We start from the raw sequence: 23445 nt of genomic DNA on the forward strand, positions 1-23445 counted from the left end.
CGAAGTCACCGGATTTCGTTTGCGCTTGCCGCAGGCCACGGTATGTGGCGCCGTACGGGCCACGCCGCTGCATCGTCACGCTTCACGCTCGATCGTCCCCACGTGGACCGCTTTGAATTCAACGCCGCGCGCTGTGCGCGGCATTCCGTATCCGCTTACTCTTTGACTCCGTCCGCTGCCATGCACGACAAGATTCTGATCCTCGACTTCGGTTCGCAAGTCACCCAACTGATTGCACGTCGCGTTCGCGAAGCCAACGTGTATTCGGAAATTCACCCGTACGACGTCGATGCGTCGTTCATTCGCGACTTCGCGCCGAAGGGCGTGATCCTCTCCGGCGGCCCGAGCTCGGTCACCGAAACGGACACGCCGCGCGTGCCGCAAGCCGTGTTCGAACTCGGCGTGCCGGTGCTCGGCATCTGCTACGGCATGCAGGCTATGGCCGAGCAGCTCGGCGGCAAGGTCGATATCGGCCACCTGCGCGAGTTCGGTTATGCCGAAGTGCGCGCACGCAACCATACGAGCCTGCTCGAAGGCATCAGCGATTTCACCACGGCGGAAGGTCATGGCATGTTGAAGGTGTGGATGAGCCACGGCGACAAGGTGCTGGAAATGCCGCCGGGCTTCGCGCTGATGGCGTCGACGGAATCGTGCCCGATCGCGGCGATGGCCGACGAAAAGCGCCATTTCTACGGCCTGCAGTGGCACCCGGAAGTCACGCATACCGTGCAGGGCCGCGCCATGCTCGAACGCTTCGTGCTGAAGATCTGCGGCGCGCGGCCGGATTGGGAAATGGGCCACTATATCGACGAGGCCGTCGCGAAGATTCGTGAGCAGGTCGGTCAGGAACACGTGATTCTGGGGCTCTCGGGCGGGGTGGATTCGTCGGTGGCGGCGGCGCTGCTGCACCGCGCGATCGGTGATCAGCTGACCTGCGTGTTCGTCGACCACGGCCTGCTGCGCCTGAACGAAGCCGAGCAGGTGATGGCGACCTTCGCGGACCACCTGGGCGTGAAGGTGATTCACGTCGACGCGAGCGAGGTGTTCCTGCGCAAGCTGGCCGGTGTGACCGATCCGGAAGCGAAGCGCAAGATCATCGGCGCGGAATTCGTCGAGGTGTTCCAGACCGAAGCCGGCAAGCTGACCGATGCGAAGTGGCTCGCGCAAGGCACGATTTATCCGGACGTGATCGAATCGGCCGGCAAGGGCAAGAAGGCCACGCAAACCATCAAGAGCCACCACAACGTGGGCGGCCTGCCCGAGACGCTGAATCTGAAGCTGCTCGAACCGTTGCGCGAACTGTTCAAGGACGAAGTGCGCGAACTCGGCGTCAAGCTCGGTTTGCCGCCGGCCATGGTGTACCGCCATCCGTTCCCGGGCCCGGGTCTGGGCGTGCGGATTCTCGGCGAGGTGAAGCGCGATTTCGCGGACCTGCTGCGCCGAGCGGACGCGATTTTCATCGAGACGCTGCGCACCTTCATCGACAAGGAAACCGGCAAGTCCTGGTACGATCTGACGAGCCAGGCGTTCGCGGTGTTTCTGCCGGTGAAGAGCGTCGGCGTGATGGGCGACGGCCGCACTTACGAATATGTGGTTGCGCTGCGCGCCGTGCAGACGCTGGACTTCATGACCGCGCATTGGGCGCATCTGCCGCATGAACTGCTGGGGCATGTGTCGAACCGGATCATCAACGAAGTGCGCGGGATTAACCGGGTGGTGTATGACATCTCGGGTAAGCCGCCGGCGACCATCGAGTGGGAGTGAAAAATCCTGACGAATCAGGGGCTTAGTCGACTCCCGCTGCAGCGCATTCGTTGATGGTGCGATAGTTCATGACCGGGTTTCCGGTTCAGTTCGTCCGCTGTCCAAGCCCGGATTTGGACAGGATTTGGACAGGAAACGGCTTGGCAATTGCCAGGCCGTTTCGCATTGTAGTCGCATAAACAGGTGTGGAGGCGGACTGGCGGGCAGAACCCTGCTGGCGCGACTGGAAGAGCATGGGCGGCATGCCAACTCACGGTTGCGATGGCTCCATGCCAGGTGGATTGCTCAAACATACCCTGTAAGACAGTTGCACGTCAGCCGGAGGCAGCTACGGCGCCGTACGATGAGAACCATCCCTCGCCTGAGAGAAAATTGCTTGCGGGCCTTGGCAAACCACGCTCGGATGCGCCCGCGTCCGGCAGGGTAGAATGAGGCTATGTGGTTTCCATGGTCCATCCAGGGCGTGGAATCCGAGAGCACGAGTTGCCGGTCCCGTTCCGGCTTAGGTGGTGTCCGTTCCCCTCGCTCGTTTCACGGCTATGTCCTTCAATGACGTGTTCATCGCGTCAGGTCAGTGCATCGCCGATCGCAACGATTTTGAGGGTTCATGACGTGAATGCTTTCCCCACTTCTTTTTTTCCTGATCAGGTTTCCGATGCAGCTGGCATCGTGCCGGGTCGAGCGTCATCCGCGACCGGGATCGAATCGCCGGACATCATCAATCAAGACTGCGATGCCACTTCGGCCTCTGCGGTCGACGATGACGTCCGGGATCTGGCCAAAATTTTCCCGGCGCGATTCCAGGAGTGGTCTGACTGCCTGTGGGCGGCGCCTGGTGAACTGGTCCTGCTGTCGCTGGGTATCGATCCGAAGTCTGCAATTGCAGCGGCCGACCTCGTTTACGCGGCGGAGGAGGTCCCCGGCTATGGGATCCATGAGAAGGAGTATCAGCGCCGGATGGAGGCGGTTCGGCATGCTGTGCAGGGAGGCCGGTTAGCGATCAAATCGCCAGGGCAACAGGCATCCATACGGGTTCTTGCTTTTCTCCGATGGGCAGCGGCTTCTTCCTGGCCGATGCCAGAGGGGCTCTCCGTGTTGTCCCGTCATCAGGCCAGGGTTGAACGGCATAGTCACGCCGCTGGATACAGGCAACAGACCGGTCCCCGTGCTGAGACGCAGCATAGACACCAGCTGTATTTCGAGATCGCCCAGCAGGTGGCGTCTGACGTTCCCAATCTCTCTCGCACTGACCTTGCTCGGCGCGTCGCACGGAGAGCATCAGATAAGTTGTCGGAGTCTGTAAGCTACCAAACGGTTCGTAACGTGCTGTTTTACAACGAGGATGCACCGCTTCGAGGAGAGGCCTGGCGAACGTTCCAGGCGAAAGCGAGGGAAGTGCGCCGCAACTGGCCTGTCGGGCAGAATACGCTGTAAGTTATTGAATTATATGGATTGTGAAGAAAGTTGCCTGATTCGTTATGTCAGGCAAATCGGGCGGCCAACATCGGATTCCTAGCGGGTACACGGATACCCCGTGTCACCAGAGCTACATAGCAGGAATCCTTGCATGTCTTCATTTTCAGAAACAGTAACGCCCGCCCTGAGTGACGGGCTCACGAACGCTTCGTCCCTTGCCTCGATCAACGGGGGGCCAGGACGGATCGATTTCGGGCAGCTTGCCGAACTGGCTCTTGCGAATTTCGCCACGGTCGTCGAGGAGATCCTTGGTCTCGAAGGCGAGTACCGGGGACAGGAGTTCGTCGCCATTAATCCGAAGCGCGACGACCATGAACTTGGTTCGTTCTCGATCAACGTCGAGTCCGGGAAATACGCCGACTTTGCAATTCTGGACGAGTGCAAGGGCGGGGACTTGATCGCTCTTGCGAGCTATATCTGGGACTGCCGTCCGATAGAAGCCGCAAAGCAGTTGCAGGAGAAGCTCAGGCCACAGGCTGATGTACCGACAGCCTTGGATTTAATTCGAAGTGCTAATCGCATGGGTCGGGAAAGATTCGGCTCGTCGGTCGCATCACAAGTGATGGAACCCATTCCAGACGGGAGCCCGGAACTTGATGTTCGACGATTCGAGTCGCATGGCTCGACAGTGGAAGAGCGATACGACTACTTGAACACTGATGGAAAGCGGTGCTTCGTTCAGTTGCGCTTGCGCAGGGCAGATGGCGGCAAGACCTTCATGACGTTGCGTGTTGATAGGCACGAGGACGGTTCGCTTCACTGGACCGGCGGAATGCCGGAGGGTCAACGCCCACTCTTTGGCTTGAACGCTCTGGCAGGTGCGTGTGATGATCAGCTAGTTTTCGTTGTCGAGGGGGAGAAGGCGGCACTGGCTCTGCAAAAGATGCTGCCCTCAGTTGTGGTGGTGACCTCCGCTGGTGGAGCGTCGGCACCATCGAAGACGGACTGGTCTCCGCTCGCAGGGCGCAACGTTGTGATCTGGCGTGACAACGACGGCCCCGGCCTGAACTATCAGGACAGAGTGGTCCAGCTGATCCGTGCGATTGATCTGAGCACGAGGATCAGTGTGATCGACGTTGAGTCCTTGTTGCGTACGTTCTGCCCAATGATGGGCTGGGTCTACGACGAAAAAGCTGTAGAACTGAAGGGCTGGGACGCCGCAGATGTCGCGGCACTTGGCTTGGACCATTCGGTGATTGCTGAAGTTGTAGCGGCCGCGACGCGAGAGGTATCGGTGGATGGTGTGGCCACAGCCTCGGAGGCGCTGATCGAACCTGAGGGGCCACATGTTTCGTGGGCCACTGACACCATGTACTTAGTGAGGGACGGTCGTGTATTGGCTAGCAAGGCAGGAAGGGATGGTCAGCCGTACTCGGTCCCTGTTTGTTCACGGGTGGACATCGTTCGACAACTCCGCGACGACGTGAGCACCGGGTGGAGTCTTGAGCTCGTCCTGCATACTCCGGACGGCAGAACGAAGACGCATATTCTGCCGCGCTCTCGCTTGTCTGACCTCCGTACGCTGAAAGCCGAAATGAACGATCTCGGTGTCATCGTCTATAACTGGGCCGAGTTCCAGCAGTACCTTGAGCATGCAATTCCTCGGGACACGCATCGGCTGGTACGGAACGTGGGCTGGCATGACGGCGTTTTCGTACAAGCCGATAGGGTGTATGGCGCGGCGTCGGAGTCGCTGGCCCTCGATAGCGATGCCCCGGCGAGCAAGGCTTTCTGGCAACATGGTGAACTTGCGAGGTGGAATCGAGATGTCGGTCGCTTGTGTGCGAGCAATTCCCGACTGATGCTGTCGGTTTGCACTTCTCTGGCCGGACCGTTGCTAGGCTTGCTCGGGGTTGAGAACGGCGGCATTCACCTCGTTGGTCCGAGCAGCGTTGGGAAGACTACGTCCTTGCGTGTAGCTGCATCCGTTTGGGGCGAGCCTACTCGTATTATTCAGTCTTGGCGTTCGACTTCGAACGGGCTGGAAGTAGTTGCGGCCGGCTTGAATGACAGCGTGCTGTTGCTCGATGAACTGAATCAAGCTTCTCCGCAGGAGGCCGGCGAGGCCGTTTACATGCTGGGCAATGGTCAAGGAAAGCAAAGGATGGGGCGCTCTGGGCATGCCGCCCGACTCCTTCAGTGGAGACTGCTGTTCATGTCAACGGGAGAGATTCCGTTGCAGCAGCACATCGAGTCGGCTGGCCGGATGGCTCGGGCCGGCATGGAAGTTCGACTATTGAACGTGCCTGCCGACGCCGGTCACGGCTTTGGTCTATTCGATTCGCTTGCTGGCTTCGAGAGCAGCAAAGAGCTGGCTGATCATTTGCATACATCGACGTTGCAAGTCTTTGGTGTGGCGGGACACACGTGGCTGTCGTACCTCGTAGGGCAAATGGCAGAGCAGGGGTATGCCGTGTTTTGCGAAGGATTGCAGACGCGCCTGGGGGGCATCGAGAATCTGTTTGTTCGCTCGAATGCCGACGGTCTGGTAAATCGTGCTGCTCGGCGTTTCGCCATATTAGCATTGGCTGGCGAAATGGCGGAACGAGCAGGAATTGGAGGCTGGGCGGCAGATGAGTCGATCGTAATGTTGCAGCATTGCTTCGAAGCATGGATCGTGGAGCGTGGCGGTACCGGGTCTAGCGAGGAAGCACAGGCGCTACGACAGGTCCAGCGGTTCTTCGAGCAGCATGGTCAGTCAGCGTTTCAGCGCGTAGGTTGGCCAGACGGACTTGAAGGTGCTGAGCAGTCTCGTGTGATTTCCAATCGAGCCGGATACTATGGCTCGACAAAGACCGGTGGCATGTTTTTCGTGTTGCCTGAGCCATTCAAGAGCCGTGTGTGCGAGGGGTTAAACGTGAAGCTCGTCGTTGATGCGCTTCGGAAACACGGGCTCCTGTTGCGTGATGCGAGTAATACGGCTCGGGTACCGGATCTGCCGAACGCGATTCGTGCGTACTGGATAAGCGAGCGTATCATTGGTTTTGGTCCTGGGGAACCGCAGGCCGAGCAAGATTTGGCGATTGCCTGATAGCCGGGTTAGGTGACGGACGTGACGCGGCCGTCACCAACCTGATTGCGTAGAAACCAAGGCAATCAAAGGCTGTGACAATGTGACATTTGTGACGGATGGAATTAGTATTCCTCTATTTTTCCAGGGAGGGCGACTGTCAGGTATAAAACCCTACTATCCGGCAAGTCGATAAGAGTAATCTCTGTAAACCGTCACAAATGTCACATTGTCACAGCCTTGCTGGTCAAGGGGTCTGCAGAAATACACTTGTCACGTGGCCGTCACCGTGGTCACGATCGTACTGCTTGGGGCTTTCCGATTTGCCATTTGCGGATAACAATGGTTTAGTTTAGCTGCTGAATTACGCTAAGAAATGGACAAAAATCAAGCGTTGATATTGCTGCGGGGCTTGCTCGGAGAAATCACCACCTCCACTGATTCGGCTGCCCTGGATCGTTACGGTAGCCTGAGGGAAGTCGACGCCAAGGTTCGGGAAGCGAAGCACGTCTTCGAGGCGGTCGAAGGTTTGCCTCGGACGTTTGTCGGCGAAATGTCAACCGATACCGACTTCGATGTGCAAAGTCGCAGGGTCCGTTTAGAGGCACTGGCTGGCTACATCCGTAGTGCAATCAAATTCATTGAATCGGGCTCGATCGCTAAGCCTCAAAAAGTTATCCTGTCTCCCCCTGACGTCTCGAAGCTCACAGTCACCCTTCCGAATCTCAAGGACGCGATCGAACGGCGATGGAGAGAAGCGCAGAAGTGCATCCACGTTGAATGCTTCACTTCCGCCGTGATCATGATGGGCAGCATCCTCGAAGGCCTTTTGCTAGCACGTGCCAATCTCGCTCCTGCGGAGGCATATCAATCACCGAAAGCGCCACGTGATCGACAAGACAAAGTCCCGGCGATACAAGATTGGAGCTTGAACTCGTTGATCGATGTTGCCGTTGACGTCGGGTGGCTGAAGACTGACCGTGGAAAATTCGGTCATGCATTGCGTGAATCGAGAAACGTCGTACATCCGTGGGTGGAGGTAACGACACGAGCGAACTTCGATCTTGCCACGTGCAAGACCTCGTGGGGTGTGCTAGAGGCGTCAGTGGATGATCTGCTCGCCTCAGTTCGCTGATACGGCAGTCTGCAGATGATCGTTGCAGCGGCGAGGTTTGAAGCATTGATCAACGAGCCGACTGAGCCAGCCGATGAACGATATTTTTGAAGGACGGCGTAGGTGCGTAACCAATTTCAGAACATAACCTTTTTCGGCATTGCGTGCGAAACCAGCCGTGATGCGCTAGGCAGCAGGTGGCTGCACATTTGTCCGTCGCTTGGCAAGGCTGGTAGGCTAATTAAACTCATTCAGGAACTTCTCAACCGGAATCAGTTCGCCTTCCGCTCCCCCCGGGAGGGACCATTTGGCCTTCCTCAGGCGTTTCTCCAACGCTGCGCATTCCCGGTTGCCGAACTGTCGTCCGGCGAGTTCATCGATCGGCGAGCAGAGGTGAAGGATCATCTCTTCCCCCTTGTTGTACCCAGCAGTTCGCCTTGCTCGAATTACATCTCCGATTCCGTATGCCCCGTCTACCCGAATGTCTCCTTCCGGGCCAGAATATACCGATATGACCTGTTGCCCAGTCTTCATACCATCCCAGTCCTCATAAAAGCTGATCTCAGTATCAGTATTCAGGTGGTTGGTCTGCCGCCACTTCGAGAAAGCGCGCGTTGCCTGCGGAGTCGGATCAAGTCGATACGCGGCGACGTATACATTTCGGCCCTTTAATTGCTCTGGCGTCATCGACAGGATCGAGTCATTCCCCTTGGTGCGAGCGATTCGGTTGCGAACCCGACGACTCCAGTTCAGCTTAGCTTGCCGGAGCATAGCGGGAGTTATCTTCTGTCCGCAGTGCGCCCACTGATCATCGAACCACGTCTGCATTTTCCGCACATCCGTGACTTTATCAGTGACATAACCGGCCTCGTGCCATCCGTCGAACTCCTCTTCCTCAATGTTTAGGCCATTGGTGGAGAAGTTTGCGGAGCCCACGATAGCTGAGTTAGGTCCGACGATGACTTTGGCGTGAAGATCAGGACAATGCCGCACGTCGTAGCCCCGCTTGAGAATTTCCTCGATCTCCGCCGGGTTCGTCCCGCCGCTTGTCAGGTTGCAGAGAATCCTGAAAGTCTTGGCGGATTTCTTCAAATACTTGGATGCGCCCTTACCCCAAAAAGCGACAGCAATATCAATGGAATGGCTGTCTTCGATCAACTTATCGACGTATTGTTTGTATTCATTCTCGTCAGAACATATGAACATCGTTTCCCCGTTGTATTCTGAAAACCTGATCAAAGTCCCCAATGCGGCTGACGAGCAGTCCAGTAACTATGGGGCTATTGATACTGAGCTGCGTTGTCGGCGCAATGAGCGCTCACCTGCTCGATCCACGGTTCATACCAGTACCACGTTTTCACAACCAGCGTGCCCAACCCCTTCGCCGGATTCTTTGCATCGACTTGTTTCCAGAACTGCGTGTGGTGGTGCATGCTGAATCTTGGATAGCCAGCTGCCTGCATTGCCGCTACAACCTGCTTCGGTAGATACTTCGGTCGTTCAGTTTCTTTGATAACAGCGTATTGCGCATTGATGCCCTTCGCAAGCTCAGAATCCGCTTTGACGAACTCGATAACCTGATCCGCCTGACCCTTGCGGTTCGCAGTCTTCGGAACGAACAGTATGCGGTAGGCAAACCGGGGGTCATTGAACTCGTCTGCAGTCAACTTGGCGTCGAAACCGGTGATGAATGCAAGAATGTGCCCCGGCAACCCTACAGTTTGATCGAGAAGGTTGACGTGATCGCGAGTGATCGAAGAGAACTGCAGGCTGAACGCTAGATGCTTGTCGATGCCGTGCTCATCGCCGAAAAGATTTTTGATGTGATCGTTGTAGTTCAGGCAGCAGGCCTGGAAGCGAGCACTCAAAAACTCATCCAAACGCTTCGTCATCTGGTGTTCGATTTCGTGCCGCAGCTCAATCAAGAAGCGCAGATTGTTCGCCGCGTTTTTGTCAACTGGAGATGCCTTATCGTTGAGACAGCGCTCAAGCTCCCAGTACTTCTCCGCTCCATTGGCAGTGTGATCGAATCGCTTCCTCTTGCCGACCATCCGGTAGTAGCGATACTCGATGCCGTGCTTGCGGTAGTTGGCGTGAAGAAGATATGTCCAAGATATGACCATCAAGACCACGTAGATTTCAGCCTTGAAGGTGATCGCTGGGTTGTTGAAAACTTGCACCGCAGCCAAGGCTGCTTCACGAGATTTCTTCAGCAGTTCCTTAGAGACGGAACCGATTGTTCGAATTCGCTTCTTGGCTGCCATGCTTCCCCCGACATTCAGCATCAGACCAGATCACAACCCTCGAATCAAACGACAATCTGCAGCAGTCGACAATGAACAATTCAAAACGGTTAAGCTTAGCTGGTCCATTCCTCGTGACCCAGCGGCGCCTGGTTCAATTCGTCACGATGTGGGCGCCTCTGCGGAAGATGCCGGTCCAGGCAATGAACCGATCGTTGTGGTGGCACTGCGCAGAGTATCAAAGGGTTCCAAGTTGGTTGAATCCTTCACCACGAGCCGTGGCGCATAGGGAATCAGATTGCCATGTGCGTCAAGCGCCGGTACTCCGTCAACAACTTCTCTAACAAAATGTAAGGGCATGCATCGCTCGATACTCGATTGCTCGAAACCACCATTAGCTCCGAGATCTGCTACATACATGCCGATCGTCTGCATCTCGATTCCGCTTTGTCGCTCTCTACGTAGAACGACCGGGCCACCGGAGCTGCCGGCGCGGCCCGCCGAGTGTACAAAGAAGTTAAACTGATTTGCTCGGAAATCGGCAGCAAGCGAGCACTTGTATGCTACGGCCTGGCCATCGGGAAAACTGTATCCGCCAGGGAACGAGTACATTAGACCCGAGGATCCCGTGGTCACGCTCAGGCCGGTTTCAACAATCGTGTAGTCACCGAACACGCCACAATCGTTGATTGCTGCGACATTTTTCGGAGCTTGAATTTCTACAGCCGCAACGTCGATGCACGCGTTGAATGGGTCGTGATACCAACGGAACACCGGCCGGTCACCGTTATACAAGGGAACCGCGACGTTTAGCGCGGGGACATTCAGAACATTGCCGAACCGCCCGCTCCACGAGTTTTCTTCCCCACGGTGTTTGCAGAAGTAGTATTCGTTTTCCGTGAGGCGATGTAACGCCGTGACGAAAAAAATTCTGTTTGACTGACTACGGTACAGGAATCCTGTGAAGGTCAGATTGCCTGAGACAGAGAGCATTTGCCCTTTGACTGTAGCGCCTGATACCGGATCCGGAGTGTACATTGCGATTTTGCTTGTTCGATGGCTAATGAGTGCCTGTTTGGTCATGCTCCAACACGCGTCACTCCGGTAAGCGCCGGGCTGGACCATCGCATCCTCAAAGTTCTGACTGACGTCCAGCCGCACTATGGCCCGCAGCAGCCCCCTGGGCCAGCGTCTCGCTTTCCAGCATTTTGCCGCTAATACGATTCGCACGAATCGTGCGGTCCTCGGAAACACGCCTTCTGTCGCCGTAAGCGTCATAATGACGCCGACGCTTACTTCTGGCCAAACATTTTTACCGATGATCGAAGACATCAGAAAAACCTTGTGGGCGACCGCCGACAAGCTGCGGGCCAATATGGACGCTGCAGAGTACAAGCACATCGTGCTCGGTCTCATTTTCGTCAAATATATTTCAGACGCCTTTCAAGGTCGCCGTGACGAACTAGCTCGCCGGTTTCTTGATCCGAACGACGATTACTTCCTCCCGGACTGCGATGAAGAACTGATCGCTTCAGAACTAGACGACCGTGACTATTACAAGGAAGTCAATGCGTTTTGGGTGCCCGAGGCTGCCCGCTGGGAAACGCTGCGTGCCCAAGCAAAGCAGGCCGACATCGGCAAGCGCATCGATGACGCCCTGTCGCTGATCGAGGCCGAAAACCCGAAACTCAAAGGGATTCTCGACAAGCGGTACGCCCGAGCCCAACTACCCGACGGAAAGCTAGGCGAGCTCGTCGACCTTGTCTCGAAGATCGGCTTCGGCAGCGATGCGAGCATCGCCCGAGACATTCTCGGCCAGGTCTACGAATACTTCCTTGGTCAGTTCGCCAGCGCTGAGGGCAAGAAAGGCGGGCAGTTCTACACCCCAGCAAGCATTGTTAAGACGCTGGTGGCTGTGCTGGCACCGCATCACGGCAAGGTCTACGACCCCTGCTGTGGCTCTGGCGGTATGTTCGTTCAGTCCGAGAAGTTCATTGAAGCGCATGGTGGCAAGCTCGGCGACGTGTCGATCTACGGTCAGGAGTCGAATCCGACCACCTGGCGTCTGGCAGCGATGAACCTTGCCATTCGTGGTATCGACTTCAATCTTGGCAAGGAGCCGAACGACACGTTCGTGCGGGACCAGCATGCCGATCTGCGTGCTGATTTCGTTCTCGCCAATCCCCCCTTCAATGTGTCGGACTGGTGGCATGGCAGCCTCGAAGGCGATCCGCGCTGGGCCTACGGTACGCCGCCGCAGGGCAACGCAAATTACGCGTGGTTGCAGCACATGCTATATCACCTGAAGCCAGTGGGACGTGCGGGCATCGTCCTCGCAAACGGCTCGATGAGCTCCAGCCAGAACAGCGAGGGTGAAATCCGGGCAGCGATGGTCGAAGCCGATGTAGTCGAGTGCATGGTCGCATTGCCGGGACAGCTCTTCTTCAATACACAGATCCCGGCCTGCCTCTGGTTCCTCGCCAAGCAGAAGACAACTCGTAAAGGCGAAGTGCTGTTCATCGATGCTCGCAAGCTTGGACAGTCGGTGAGCCGAGTGCAGATCGAGCTGACCGACGAAGACATCGCCAAGATTGCCGACACCGTTTATGCATGGCGTGGCGACGCCGAGGCGAAGGTGGCCTATGCTGACGTCCCCGGATTCTGCCGCAGCGTGAGCTTGGCCGAGATTGCCGAACACGGTCACGTAATGACGCCGGGCCGCTACGTCGGTGCTGAAGAGGTCGAGGACGACGATGAAACTTTCGTCGAGAAGATGCAGAAGCTGACCGAAAAGTTGGGTGAGCAGATGGCCAAGGGCGCTGAGCTGGACACGCTGATTCGGCAGAAGCTGGGGGGGCTCGGCTATGAGTTCTGATTGGGTTCCCTTCACGGAATTGCTGTCTCGAATAGTGGACAATCGAGGCAAAACTTGCCCTGTCGGTGACAGCGGGATGCCCCTTATTGCGACCAACTGTGTTAGCAACAACTCGCTATACCCGTCTTACGACACGACGCGATTTGTAGATGACGCAACCTACAACTCGTGGTTTCGTGGTCACCCTGAGCCTGGCGATATTCTATTTGTTTGTAAGGGCAGTCCTGGTCGGACGAACTGGGTTCCAGACCCGGTAGATTTTTGTATTGCACAGGACATGGTGTCTGTCCGTGCAGACCCAGCGCGGGTCTATCCGAAGTATCTGTTTGCGGCACTTCGATCATCGACTGTCCAGTCGCAGATCGATAACATGCACGTGGGAACGATGATCCCGCATTTCAAAAAGGGCGACTTCGGTAAGCTAAAGATTCCTATTCCATCGCGTGCGGCACAGGAGTTCATTGGCGACTACTACTTCGCCATGTCGGAACGAATCGCGTTGCTTCGTGAAATCAACGCAACCCTCGAAGCCATCGCCCAAGCTCTATTCAAGTCTTGGTTCGTCGACTTCGACCCGGTTCGAGCCAAGGCGGAAGGCCGTGAGCCTGACGGCCTCGACGCGGATACGGCTGCGCTCTTCCCGGATGGGTTCGAGGACTCTGCCCCGGGCGCAGTGCCCAAGGGATGGGGCAAAGAGCCCATCTACGAACTTGCCCAATATATTAATGGCGCTGCCTATAAGGCCTTCGAGCCGAATGAAGAGCGCCGAGGTTTGCCCATTGTCAAAATTGCCGAACTCAAGGCAGGAGTGACTGAGCAGACTAAATTTTCCGATGTCCAGATGCCAGAGAAATACCGCATCGCAGCGAAGGATATCTTATTCTCATGGTCTGGAAATCCAGACACCTCAATCGATACGTTTGTGTGGTCTCACTGTAAAGCATGGCTGAATCAGCACATCTTTAAGGTGGTTCCGACATCACAGATAGAGCGATCCTTTGTGTTGCTTGCGTTGAAGCACATGAAACCCGTCTTTACGGAAATTGCACGGAATAAGCAAACTACAGGACTCGGTCACGTTACCGTTTCCGATTTGAAGGCACTACGAGTCGTCAAGCCAAACCCTCCCGTCCTGCACAGCTGGAGCAAACTGGTGGACCCGTTGGTAGAGAGAGCATTTGTCGTCGGACAGCAGGCTCAAGCTTTGGCCGATCTCCGTGACACGCTTCTGCCTCGCCTGATCTCCGGCCAACTTCGGCTACCCGACGCCGAGGCAATGCTGAAAGACGCAGCCTAAAACATTGCAGACAACGGGCCGAGAGAACCCATGACAGAAGACCAATTAGAACAAGAAGCGCTCGACTGGCTGACCGAAACCGGTTATGCGCATCTCTACGGCCCCGACATCGCCCCCGACGGCGACTCGCCGGAGCGAAGCGACTACCGCCAAGTTCTGCTGACTGACCGGCTACGTCAAGCCATCAATCGACTGAATCCCGGTACTCCGGCATCGGCTCGGGACGATGCACTGCGACAGGTCCTGAACCTCGATACGCCGGTTCTGCTGTCTGCCAATCGTATCTTCCACAACCTGCTTGTCAACGGCGTTCCCGTCGAATACCAGAAGGATGGCGAGACTCGTGGTGACTTCGTGAAGCTGATCGACTTCAGCGACGTTTCCGCCAACGAGTGGCTGGCGATCAACCAGTTCACGATCAAAGGCCCCAATCACACCCGGCGTCCCGACGTCATTCTGTTCATCAATGGTCTGCCGCTAGTCCTGCTGGAGTTGAAAAACCCGGCTGACGAGAACGCTGACATCTGGAAAGCCTACGACCAGATCCAGACGTACAAGGAACAGACCCCCGACGTTTTCCAGTACAACGAGATCCTCATAATTTCCGACGGCAGCGAAGCCCGGATGGGTTCACTCTCGGCTAACTCGGAACGCTTTCTCGCGTGGCGCACGATTGACGGCGTAACGCTGGATCCTCTCGGCCAGTTCAACGAGCTGGAAACGTTGATTCGGGGAGTGCTTGCACCGACGTACATGCTGGACTTCCTTCGTTTCTTCGTCTTGTTCGAGGACGACGGCGGCCTGGTGAAGAAGATTGCTGGTTACCATCAGTTCCATGCTGTCCGTGCTGCAATCGCTCAAGTTGTAGCAGCGTCAAGACCGGGCGGCAGTCACAAGGGTGGTGTGGTTTGGCATACGCAAGGCAGCGGCAAGTCGATCACCATGACTTGCTTTGCCGCACGGGTCATGAGGGAAGCGGCGATGGAGAATCCGACCATCGTCGTAATCACCGACCGCAACGATCTCGACGGCCAACTATTCGGCGTGTTCTCGCTTGCGCATGATTTGCTTCGTGAGGAGCCTGTGCAGGCTGGGACACGGCAGGATTTGAGAGCCAAGCTGGCCAACCGTCCGTCCGGCGGCATTGTGTTTGCCACTATCCAGAAGTTCATGCCGGGCGAAGACGAAGATACCTTTCCTGTTCTCTCGGATCGCCACAATATCGTTGTGATCGCCGACGAAGCACATCGTACCCAATACGGCTTCGAAGCGAAGTTCAAGGGCGACAACAAAGGCTACCAGGTCGGCTACGCCCAGCATTTGCGAGACGCGCTACCGAACGCCACTTTCGTTGCATTCACCGGAACACCGGTTTCGAAGGAGGATCGTGATACCCGTGCCGTGTTCGGTGACTACATCCATGTGTATGACATGCAACAGGCCCGAGATGATGGGGCGACGGTAGCGATCTACTACGAGTCACGCCTAGCAAAGCTTGGGCTGAAGGAAGAAGCACTACCCGACATTGACGCCGAGGTCGACGAGCTCGCTGAAGACGAAGAAGACGATGAGCAGTCCAAGCTGAAAACCCGTTGGGCTGCTCTCGAAAAAGTTGTCGGCGCCGAGCCCAGGATTGAGAGCGTTGCGGCGGACCTCGTTGCGCACTTCGAGGAACGTGACAAGGCTCAGCCAGGCAAGGCAATGATTGTCGCCATGAGCCGGGAGATCTGCGTTCATCTGTACAACGAAATCGTGAAGTTGCGCCCGGACTGGCACGATGTCGATCCTGAGAAAGGCGCAATCAAGATCATCATGACCGGCTCGGCGTCCGACAAGGCATTGCTGCGGCCCCATATCTATTCGAAGCAGGTCAAGAAACGCTTGGAGAAGCGCTTCAAGGATCCGCATGACCCGTTGCGTCTGGTGATCGTGCGTGACATGTGGCTGACCGGCTTCGACGCGCCTTGCGTCCATACTTTGTACGTCGACAAGCCCATGAAGGGTCACAACCTGATGCAGGCCATCGCCCGTGTCAACCGAGTGTTCAAGGACAAGCAAGGCGGCTTGGTGGTCGACTACATCGGTATCGCCAATGATCTGAAACAGGCACTGAAGGAATATACGGCCAGCAATGGTCGTGGCAGGCCTACCGTCGATGCTCACGAGGCCTATGCCCTAGTGGAAGAGAAGCTCGATGTGCTGCGCTCGATGCTGCACGGTTTCGACTACAGCAATTTTCTGACTGGTGGCCACAAGCTACTGGCGGGTGCTGCGAACTTCGTGCTGGGGCAGAAGGACGGCAAGAAGCGCTTTGCCGACGTAGCTCTTCAGATGAACAAGGCTTTCACGCTGTGCTGTACGCTTGACGAGGCGAAGGCGGTCCGTGAGGAAGTTGCTTTCTTTCAGGCCGTGAAGGTGTTGCTGACCAAGCGGGACATCGTGCAGAAAAAGCGCACCGACGAGGAACGGGAACTGGCGATCCGGCAGATCATCGGATCGGCAGTGGTTTCCGAGGACGTTGTTGACATCTTCGAGTCCGTGGGTCTAGATAAGCCGAACATCGGCATCCTCGACGATGACTTCCTGGCCGAGGTCCAGAATCTTCCCGAAAAGAACCTTGCGGTGGAACTTCTTGAGCGTCTGCTGGAGGGTGAAATCAAGAGCCGATTCGGTGGCAACGTCGTGCAGGGAAAAAAATTCTCCGAGCTGCTGGCGAACGTTATCACCCGCTATCAGAACCGCTCGATCGAGACCGCACAGGTAATGGAAGAGCTGATCCAAATGGCGAAGAAGTTTCGTGAAGCGGCAAACCGTGGCGAGCAGCTTGGTCTGAGCGAGGACGAGCTACGCTTCTACGATGCGCTGGCGAACAACGAAGCGTCGGTCCGGCTGCTGGGTGACGAAACGCTGAAAAAGATCGCCCACGAGCTGACCGAAAGCCTTCGCCAGAACGTCAGCGTCGATTGGGAAAAGCGTGAGAGCGTGCGGGCGAAGCTGCGACTGATGGTGAAGCGGATCCTGCGGAAGTACAAGTACCCGCCTGACCAGCAGGAAGAGGCTGTGCAGACGGTGTTGCAGCAGGCTGAGATGCTGGCAGTGGAGTGGACTTGATTCGGCAAGTTTGGGGTGCCCAGGTCGTTCCCTAGAACGGTATCTACAAATATCGCACCCCGACTCGGGGAGAAGTAATAAACATAAAAGGTAATACGATGAGCTACGTCGCTAATTTTAAGGGGTGGGACAAACTTGATCTGAAAGACTTGCTCGTCGCCTATAGAAAAGCGAAGGCAGACTGCTACTTTGAAAATACATTCCCGACAGCGATAAAATTTGCGGAATATGAGCAAGATCTGCTCTTGAATTTGAAATCGCTTCTCAAGATTTTGAGGGAAAAGAATGGGTTTAAAGAAGTGGACGAGCTGTTTGGAAATTTCCGAATTGTTCCAAAAAAGCTGGAAATAAAAAAACGTCCAGATTCAGAAGATGGTCATATACATTTCTCAGACCCTGATCGGGCCTTTAAGAGCTTGCTGGATAAAAATTCCGTCATCCCGGAATTTCGGATTATTGGTGATTTTCCAGTAGATGCGCACGTTATTTCGGCTCTATGGATCAACATGATTGGCCATAAGTTTGATGCTTGTCTTGATGACTCATGTTACGGTGCCCGCCTAAAACGAGTTCGCAATGATGAAGAGCTTGATAAAGCAGCAGGAAAGCTATTTCACATCACAGCGGTTGGCTCATTTTTTCCCTACTTCCAGCCATATCAAAGGTGGAGGGGTGACGGACTGAGGGCGATTCGAGGCGAGCTAGACGAAGATCGCAATGTGATTGCAGTGTCACTTGATTTGAAATCTTATTATCACTCGATCGATCCATCAATCATTTCATCTGATAAGTTTCTGGAAGCCATCGGACTGAACGGCGCCCAATCGCTTTCTGAATGTGAAAAAGAATTTACTGGTCAGATCGCGTGGTTACTAAAAACATGGTCGAAGAAGGCGAGTAAATTCTCGACAAACTTGGCATCTTGTAAGGATGCGATACCAGGCGGACTTGTAATCGGCCTTACAGTAGCTAGAATCGTGTCCAATGTGATTTTGCATCGCTGGGATGCTTTAATAAGAGAAAAGGTCACACCGATACATTACGGTCGGTACATCGATGATATGTTCCTCGTTCTGCGCGATTCGGGGACTATTAGTGACGCGTCCCAACTGATGAAATTTCTGCAGAACCGACTTGGCAAGGATTGTTTGTTTCGTGAGTCTGGCGATTCCGGTGCTTGGGTGATTCAGCAAGGTGAAGAATGTCAAGGAAAATCCCTTATCCGGCTTCAGCCAGAAAAACAGAAACTGTTCGTGCTGCAAGGGCAGGCGGGCAAAGATTTGCTCGATAGCATTGAAAAGGAAATCTATCAGCTTTCAAGTGAGCATCGCTTGATGCCGTCGCCAGATCAATTAGAATCCTCGACCGCGGCAAGGGTCCTGTCCGCTGCTGGTAATACCGCTGAACAAGCTGATACCTTGCGAAAGGCCGATGGCCTTACCATTAGACGATTGAGTTGGTCACTCCAGCTCCGTCACGTAGAAACTCTTGCCAGAGATTTGCCGCCTAAAGCCTGGGAGAAACAGCGGAAGGAGTTCTATCAATTCGCGCATAACCACATTCTCAGGCCGGATAATCTATTCGCGCACTATCCTTACCTCCCTCGGCTTTTAGGCTTCGCTATCACCCTAAACGAGTGGGCGCAGGCCGAGGCGGTTGTTAAACGCGCCTTCGCATCAATCGATCAACTCGCAAAACATGTGATAAGCGGGTCAAAAATTGCGATAAACGGGATGGAGTGTCTGGCGACCGAGCCAATATGGCAATACGTAAAGGGTTCGTTAACTTGGTCGTTTGTTGATTCCGCTGCCAAATCCTACGATCCAGAATCGTTGTCATCAAATAACAAATCAAGCAAAGTTTCTCAGCTAGCTAAATTATTTTTTCAGCAACTATTTCAGGAAATGCTGAATTTTAGGGATGTGCTCGAATTTGATTTTGGGGCTGGGGATTTCTATTCTAAGGCGCCACTACTGGCGATTTCTGATCTCGCAAAAAAACCTTACAAGAAAATACTCGCTGGCGGCTCATCCTCCGTTCTCCTGGGCAAGGTTGGCAAGAAAGAAAATAATAATATATTTAATGAGTTTGTGCGTGCCGATTTGCTCGACGCGGCCGAATTGATAAAATTCTTGAAATCTAGTCGGTCCCGAAGATTGCAAAACATCGGGTTGAAGGACAGGAAAACAGAGAGCTTGATTCCATATTTTTTTCCGACTCGACCCTATACGCCCTCGGAGATTGCTGAGTTGGCCCCAGAATGTGTGGGAATGAATCCGCTTCTTCAAGATCGACCATCTGTTACTTGGGCGAAATATGTCAGAGCTCTCAGAGGTGTCTGGGTCAAGCCAACTTTGTTGGCCAGCCAGCAAGACGTTGAACAATCTCCAAAAAGCGGCCGCAAATTTTCGACCGTTCGCATCGGAACTAATAGGAAGAAAGATGTAATCGTCGCTATAACTAATGTATTAACGCCCGACTCCGCGTGGTCGGCGGCTGCATGTGGTAAGCCTGAACTTTCACTGGACCGCTACAGTCGGATTGCGGGATTGGTCAATCAGGCGATAGAGTTACGACCTAAGCCTGATTACGTGCTCTTTCCTGAGCTCTCTCTTCCATTGCAATGGGTTTCTAGCGTTGCCAACCGTCTTTCTGGATCCGGGATTAGCTTAATCGCCGGTACCGAGTACCGCCACAAAAAGAATGACCGGATTTTAAGCGAAGTGTGCCTCGAGCTTTCCGATAATCGACTCGGTTTCCCCTCTTCAGTCAGAATATGGCAACCCAAGCTCCAACCTGCTGTCGGAGAGGATAGAGAGTTGACATCAAAGTTCGGGAAACGATGGTTTTACGAAGAAAAGTCTGAAAAACCTGTTAAGCCCGTATATATTCATGACGGCTTTCACTTTGGGCTGTTAGTCTGTTCGGAGTTGCAGAATAGCAAAGAACGTATTAAATTTCAGGGTGCGGTTGATGCATTAATGGTTTTATCATGGAATCAAGATCTGGACACCTTTTCAGCGCTCATCGAGGCGACTGCCTTGGATGTTCATGCATTCACGGTGCTCGTTAACAATAGAAAATACGGAGATAGTCGAGTTCGCTCGCCAGCGAAGGAGTCATTTCTTCGTGATCTTGCACGGCTGCGAGGTGGTGATAACGATTTTTGTGTTGCAGTTAAGCTGGATATCGAAACGCTTAGAAAATTCCAAAGTCGAGCTAAGCGCTGGCCAGAGAGTGACGATCCGTTTAAGCCCGTACCCGAGGGGTTTAGAATGAGAAAAACCCGACATACTTTGCCTCCGAAATAGGTGACTAGGTCCGGCGTGATCCCGATGCGACCTGAAGCAACAAAGTGAAGCGAGAAGTCTTAGAACACATACCCTCCGGATCGGCAGGAAGAGGCAGTGCACACTGTGCTGCAGCAGGGCGAGTGATGGCTGTGGAGTGGGTTCGAGGACATGCTATCGATTGCACTGGCACCACAGGCGGCAGCGATTTATGGAGGGGAAGAAAGTGAACGTAAGAGGGTGGATCTATGTAATAACCAACGACTCGATTGGCGACGTTGTCAAGGTAGGCTTTTCTACGAAGGATCCCGAGCTACGCGCAGCCGAGCTTAACCACACTGGAGTTCCACTGCCATACAGGGTTGCGTTCTCCGCATTAGTCGTCAATCCTCGAGACGTTGAGCAGTCGGTTCACCGGTACCTTGTAGAGAAAAGAAAGGGAAAAGAATGGTTCAGATGTGGTGTATCGGAGGCGGTCACAGCAATTAAACAGGTGTTAGGCGAATCGGGGATTTTGTATAGCCAACATACCGAGCTTTTATCCAGTTCACCGGGTACAAACCCGCCCAGTATTGAAATAGGCGTGGACGAGAAACTAAACGAATTCAGGCCGATGCAGAGGACCAAATCTCACGAAGTGCCCCCGCGAAGGACACACGTGAAGCCGGTTTTTTTGTGTTGGAATTGCGGCACCTTAGTCGGGGATGACCCGTCTGCCATTTGCCGACGGTGTGGCAAGAAGCATCCTTTGAGTTCACTTGCAAAGAGGTGAAATATAGTCGGACCTATCCGCGATTTCGTGGGCGGGGCATATCATGAGGGATCAAGGTCATGGATATGCCGATGAAAAAGAAACGGACAGCAGCGTCTCAGGCAGCGGCCCGCGGGCCGCTGCCTGAACTGCCAGATGAGTTGATGGATCAACTGGTCAAAGGGCCTATGTCGCCCGGCGACGTTCAAGACCTGATGCTGGCATTCAACAAGGCCATCATCGAACGGGCGATGGGCGCCGAGATGAATCTGCATCTGGGTTACCCGTCCGGCCAGGTCAAGCCGCTCGGTCAGGTCAACGAACGCAACGGCGCCAGTGGCAAAACCGTCATGACCGACCGCGGCCCGGTTCGGGTCGAGATCCCACGCGACCGGGACGGCAGCTTCGAGCCGATCCTCATTCCCAAGCACGAGCGCCGTTTTACCGGCTTCGACGAGCGCATCATCGCGATGTACGCGCGTGGCATGAGTGTGCGTGAGATCCGCGCTTTTCTAGCCGAGAGCTACGGAACCGAGGTCTCGCCCGATTTCATCAGTTCGGTGACCGACGAAGTCATGGCCGAAGCCTTCGCCTGGCAAAGTCGTCCGCTCGAGACGATGTATCCGGTGGTGTTCTTCGACGCGCTGCGGGTCAAGATTCGCGACGGCGGCATGGTCAGCAATAAGGCCGTGTACCTGGCGCTGGGCATCCAGGCCGACGGCCAGCGCGACGTGCTGGGGCTCTGGATCGAGCAGACCGAAGGCGCGAAGTTCTGGCTCAAGGTGTTCAACGAACTCAAGACGCGCGGCTGTCAGGACATCCTGATCGCCGTGGTGGATGGTCTGAAGGGTTTGCCCGAGGCAATCGCTGCGGTCTACCCCCGTGCCACCGTGCAGACCTGCATCGTGCATTTGATCCGCAATAGCCTGGAATTTGCCAACTACAAGGACCGCAAAGCGCTCGCCCAAGCGTTGAGACCGATCTATGCTGCCGCCAGCGCAGAGGCCGCAGAGCAAGCGTTACGCGACTTCGCCGAAGGGCCATGGGGCGCCAAATACCCGATGATCGTCCAATGCTGGCAGCGTGCCTGGGAGCACGTCATACCGTTCTTCGTGTTCCCCCCGGACATTCGACGGGTGGTGTACACCACCAACGCCATTGAGAGTTTGAACATGCAACTGCGCAAGATCATCAAGACGCGAGGCCATTTCCCGAACGACGAGGCGGCCGTCAAGCTGCTCTGGCTCGCGCTACGCAACATGTTGGCGAAATCGGTGCGGAGCACCTTTGATTGGAAATCCGCGATGAACCAGTTTGCTATTCTGTTCGGTGAACGATTTACGCAGGCCCGTTGAGCACGAGGGTTTTTAACCGCCTCGCCCACGAAAATGCGGACAGGTCCATATAGTCCGCCGCCGAGTATCAACGCGAGCAACTCGACTGGTCCAACGTAAAAAAGCCCTCGCCGAAGCAAGAGCCAGGAACGCCTCAGCGCCCGAGCAAACAGCACAACATCTTGTGCCCCAGCCACAGCCAAACCAAGCCGACCACAACGACCAGAAACGGTGCGACGACAAGCAGAAGAATCGCATTGAGGAAAATCATGACGCACCACCTGCCGGCATCGCAGCCTTCCGCTCCAGCTTGTCCTTCAGACTGGTGCCGGCAACACCGTTGTAAGACTTCGCTCCAGTTTCACCCGCACTCTCAGCCTCTGGATAAAACTCCTCGACCATCGTCTGCGTGTCTTCGCCCGACTCCTCGAACGCGCCATTGCCAAAGCCTTGCCGTGCCGCTTCGTCGAGCGCTGCCTGATCGAAACCCGCCGCCTTCCGTTGGCCGTCCAGGTCCCGGGCCCGAGCGATGGCTTCTTCGAGCGACAGCCCTGACTGCACCACGAGGTCAACGTAGTAAATTGCAGAACGATGGCTCGCCGTGGTCGACTTGCCCCGTAATTTCAGTTCTAGCGGCATGCTCGCCAGCAACCCGCCGGAGACTGCACTGAAGTACTGCAGCCGGGCGGCTAGCGTGCGTATGGAGTTGAACGAGGTCGTGCGGAAAATGAAACTGCCCATCTCATCCTCGTCGCCAATGACAACGTTCAACCTTCCGTAGGGTTTGCAACCCCCAGCCTTGCCGAACTGACAGCCATCTGGCGACTGACACGGCAACGTTTCGATTCCCTCGTCACCAACACGCTTGCAAGTTTCGCCATTGCCGACGCAAACGGGCCGTCCGCTTTGCCGGTCGAACAGCGAATACTCTGCCCGCAGGTTTAGATCCGGATCGTTGAACAATAGACGAACCGGGATCGAGCGGAGCTTGCCGCTGCATGCCTTGCGCAACGCTTCGTCGAAAGGGTGAAGAACCCAGCCGTCACGATTCTGTATCTGAGCGGTGATTGTGAACTGATCGTCCTTCTGCGGCAGGCGTTTGCCGTCCTTCTCCACGACACGGCCGATCGAGATCCGTCCAATCACTGGCGGTGTTAATGCCAATCCCTTCAGCATGATT

The 23445-nt window shown here is 55.2% G+C and carries 14 protein-coding genes; 10 read left to right on the top strand and 4 right to left on the bottom strand.

Annotated features, from left to right (window positions below):
• Nucleotides 1–180 precede the first annotated feature (180 nt).
• The 4 genes from guaA to CJU94_RS13010 all read left to right on the top strand — a co-directional run bounded on the left by guaA (nucleotide 181) and on the right by CJU94_RS13010 (nucleotide 7385).
• Nucleotides 181–1764, top strand: coding sequence for a glutamine-hydrolyzing GMP synthase (guaA, locus tag CJU94_RS12995; RefSeq protein WP_095420336.1), 1584 nt, complete (start codon nucleotides 181–183; stop codon nucleotides 1762–1764).
• 612 nt (nucleotides 1765–2376) lie between these two features.
• Complete coding sequence (locus CJU94_RS13000; RefSeq protein WP_157763740.1) at nucleotides 2377–3198, top strand: hypothetical protein; 822 nt, start codon at nucleotides 2377–2379, stop codon at nucleotides 3196–3198.
• 133 nt (nucleotides 3199–3331) lie between these two features.
• A complete protein-coding gene (locus tag CJU94_RS13005) occupies nucleotides 3332–6271 on the top strand; it encodes a DUF927 domain-containing protein (RefSeq protein WP_095419017.1) in 2940 nt (979 codons plus the stop codon).
• Nucleotides 6272–6626: 355 nt separating this feature from the next.
• Nucleotides 6627–7385, top strand: a complete 759-nt coding sequence (locus CJU94_RS13010; protein ID WP_095419018.1) for a hypothetical protein — start codon at nucleotides 6627–6629, stop codon at nucleotides 7383–7385.
• Between the two features lie 216 nt (nucleotides 7386–7601).
• On the opposite strand, the gene CJU94_RS13015 is transcribed toward CJU94_RS13010, so the two are convergent.
• From CJU94_RS13015 to CJU94_RS40845, 3 genes are all read right to left on the bottom strand, one after another.
• Nucleotides 7602–8570, bottom strand: coding sequence for a phospholipase D family protein (locus CJU94_RS13015; RefSeq protein WP_095419019.1), 969 nt, complete (start codon nucleotides 8568–8570; stop codon nucleotides 7602–7604).
• 74 nt (nucleotides 8571–8644) lie between these two features.
• Entirely contained in the window at nucleotides 8645–9628 is a 984-nt protein-coding gene (locus tag CJU94_RS13020) for a DUF3644 domain-containing protein (RefSeq protein ID WP_095420337.1), read from the bottom strand.
• 141 nt (nucleotides 9629–9769) lie between these two features.
• Nucleotides 9770–10939, bottom strand: a complete 1170-nt coding sequence (locus CJU94_RS40845) for a hypothetical protein (RefSeq protein WP_157763741.1) — start codon at nucleotides 10937–10939, stop codon at nucleotides 9770–9772.
• Here CJU94_RS40845 and CJU94_RS13025 point away from each other — a divergent pair.
• From CJU94_RS13025 to CJU94_RS13050, 6 genes are all read left to right on the top strand, one after another.
• On the top strand, nucleotides 10926–12482 hold the full coding sequence (locus CJU94_RS13025; RefSeq protein WP_095419020.1) for a class I SAM-dependent DNA methyltransferase: 1557 nt from the start codon (nucleotides 10926–10928) through the stop codon (nucleotides 12480–12482). The two genes, CJU94_RS40845 and CJU94_RS13025, sit on opposite strands and share 14 nt — an antisense overlap.
• A 76-nt stretch (nucleotides 12483–12558) precedes the next feature.
• Entirely contained in the window at nucleotides 12559–13779 is a 1221-nt protein-coding gene (locus CJU94_RS13030; RefSeq protein WP_244220959.1) for a restriction endonuclease subunit S, read from the top strand.
• A gap of 30 nt (nucleotides 13780–13809) precedes the next feature.
• Nucleotides 13810–16890 (top strand): type I restriction endonuclease subunit R, encoded by a 3081-nt coding sequence (locus CJU94_RS13035; protein WP_095419022.1) that lies wholly within the window; start codon nucleotides 13810–13812, stop codon nucleotides 16888–16890.
• A gap of 98 nt (nucleotides 16891–16988) precedes the next feature.
• Nucleotides 16989–20201 carry an RNA-directed DNA polymerase gene (locus tag CJU94_RS13040; protein ID WP_095419023.1) on the top strand — a complete coding sequence of 1071 codons (3213 nt, stop codon included), beginning with the start codon at nucleotides 16989–16991 and terminating at the stop codon, nucleotides 20199–20201.
• Between the two features lie 190 nt (nucleotides 20202–20391).
• Nucleotides 20392–20952, top strand: coding sequence for a GIY-YIG nuclease family protein (locus CJU94_RS42500; protein ID WP_095419024.1), 561 nt, complete (start codon nucleotides 20392–20394; stop codon nucleotides 20950–20952).
• A gap of 65 nt (nucleotides 20953–21017) precedes the next feature.
• Complete coding sequence (locus tag CJU94_RS13050) at nucleotides 21018–22286, top strand: IS256 family transposase (protein WP_425272189.1); 1269 nt, start codon at nucleotides 21018–21020, stop codon at nucleotides 22284–22286.
• 246 nt (nucleotides 22287–22532) lie between these two features.
• On the opposite strand, the gene CJU94_RS13055 is transcribed toward CJU94_RS13050, so the two are convergent.
• Nucleotides 22533–23441 (bottom strand): recombination directionality factor, encoded by a 909-nt coding sequence (locus CJU94_RS13055; protein ID WP_095419025.1) that lies wholly within the window; start codon nucleotides 23439–23441, stop codon nucleotides 22533–22535.
• Nucleotides 23442–23445 lie beyond the last annotated feature (4 nt).

Source organism: Paraburkholderia aromaticivorans, assembly GCF_002278075.1.
Lineage (GTDB): Bacteria > Pseudomonadota > Gammaproteobacteria > Burkholderiales > Burkholderiaceae > Paraburkholderia > Paraburkholderia aromaticivorans.

Coding starts and splice junctions, on each gene's coding strand:
- CJU94_RS13040 (WP_095419023.1), top strand. CDS start 16,989: ATGAGCTACGTCGCTAATTTTAAGGGGTGGGACAAACTTGATCTGAAA.
- CJU94_RS13050 (WP_425272189.1), top strand. CDS start 21,018: ATGCCGATGAAAAAGAAACGGACAGCAGCGTCTCAGGCAGCGGCCCGC.
- CJU94_RS13035 (WP_095419022.1), top strand. CDS start 13,810: ATGACAGAAGACCAATTAGAACAAGAAGCGCTCGACTGGCTGACCGAA.
- guaA (WP_095420336.1), top strand. CDS start 181: ATGCACGACAAGATTCTGATCCTCGACTTCGGTTCGCAAGTCACCCAA.
- CJU94_RS13025 (WP_095419020.1), top strand. CDS start 10,926: ATGATCGAAGACATCAGAAAAACCTTGTGGGCGACCGCCGACAAGCTG.
- CJU94_RS13005 (WP_095419017.1), top strand. CDS start 3,332: ATGTCTTCATTTTCAGAAACAGTAACGCCCGCCCTGAGTGACGGGCTC.
- CJU94_RS13020 (WP_095420337.1), bottom strand. CDS start 9,628: ATGGCAGCCAAGAAGCGAATTCGAACAATCGGTTCCGTCTCTAAGGAA.
- CJU94_RS13030 (WP_244220959.1), top strand. CDS start 12,559: ATGCCCCTTATTGCGACCAACTGTGTTAGCAACAACTCGCTATACCCG.
- CJU94_RS13015 (WP_095419019.1), bottom strand. CDS start 8,570: ATGTTCATATGTTCTGACGAGAATGAATACAAACAATACGTCGATAAG.
- CJU94_RS13010 (WP_095419018.1), top strand. CDS start 6,627: ATGGACAAAAATCAAGCGTTGATATTGCTGCGGGGCTTGCTCGGAGAA.
- CJU94_RS40845 (WP_157763741.1), bottom strand. CDS start 10,939: ATGTCTTCGATCATCGGTAAAAATGTTTGGCCAGAAGTAAGCGTCGGC.
- CJU94_RS13055 (WP_095419025.1), bottom strand. CDS start 23,441: ATGCTGAAGGGATTGGCATTAACACCGCCAGTGATTGGACGGATCTCG.
- CJU94_RS42500 (WP_095419024.1), top strand. CDS start 20,392: ATGGAGGGGAAGAAAGTGAACGTAAGAGGGTGGATCTATGTAATAACC.